Genomic DNA, 1,164 nt, shown 5'->3' on the forward strand with positions numbered 1-1,164 from the left:
TGCGGCACCGTGCCGCCCGCGGCCAGGGCGTCCAGCCCGCCCTCGTCCAGCACACCCCACGCCGTGTCACCCACGGCGGCGTCCGCCAGCGGGGACCACTCCACCCGCAGCAGACCCTCCCGGCCCGCCTGCCGGACGGCGTCCGCGGACAGCGGGCGCAGCAGCAGCGACTCGACCTCGGCGACGGGGGCACCGGTGCCGTCGGCCACCGTCAGGGAGACCGTCTCGGGACCGGCCGCGGTGATCCGGACCCGCAGCGACGTGGCGCCCGCCGCCCGTACGCTCACACCCGACCAGGAGAACGGCACCAGCGCGGGCCGCTCCTCGTCCGTCACGCCCGGCAGCAGCGGGTGGAGGGCGGCGTCCAGCAGCGCGGGGTGCAGGACGAACCGGCCCGCCTCCGCCCGCAGCTCCTCCGGCAGCGCGACCTCGGCGCAGACGTCGCCCGAGGCCGGGTCCCGCCAGACCCGGCGCAGTCCCTGGAAGGCCGGTCCGTAGGCGTACCCCAGTCCGGCCAGCCGCTCGTACGTGCCGTCCAGCGCCACTTCCTCGAACCCGCTGGGCGGCCAGGCGGCCGGGGCCTGCGGGGGCGCGTCACCGCCTTCGGGCATGAGCAGCCCCTCGGCGTGCAGGGTCCACGGCTGCGCCTCGTCGGCCCGCGAGTAGACCTGCACCGTGCGCCGGTCGCCGTCGCCCGTGTCCGCAGCGACGACCACCTGCACCTGCGCGCTGCCCCGTTCGGGCAGCACCAGCGGCGCCGTCATCGTCAGCTCCGCGAGGTCGGGGTACCCGGCCTGCTCGCCCGCCCGGACCGCCAGCTCGACCTGCGCGGTCCCGGGGAGGATCACCGTGCCGTGCAGGGCGTGGTCGGCCAGCCAGGGGTGGCTGCGCAGCGACAGGCTGCTCGTGAACACCTGCCGCTCGTCGTGGGCGAGCTGGAGCGCGGCGCCGAGCAGCGGGTGGTCGGTGGCGTTGAGCCCCAGCTCGTCGGCGTTCGCCGCACCGCTGACCGGGTCGAGCCAGTAGCGCTGCCGCTGGAAGGGGTAGGTCGGCAGCTCGGCGGTCCGTGCGGCCGTCTCGCCCAGCAGCGCGGGCCAGGTCACCGGAACGCCCTGGAGGTGGGCGAGGGCGGCCGCGGTGACGGCCGTGGTGACCTCCGACTGC

At 77.0% G+C, this 1,164-nt stretch carries 1 protein-coding gene; it reads right to left on the minus strand.

Translation table 11 applies throughout. The features are described from left to right. A partial coding sequence (locus tag V1J52_RS25965; RefSeq protein ID WP_330142416.1) for a polyketide synthase dehydratase domain-containing protein occupies positions 1–1,164 on the minus strand: 1,164 nt, incomplete at both ends.

The sequence above is a fragment of the Streptomyces solitudinis genome, assembly GCF_036323765.1.
Classification (GTDB): Bacteria; Actinomycetota; Actinomycetes; order Streptomycetales; family Streptomycetaceae; genus Streptomyces.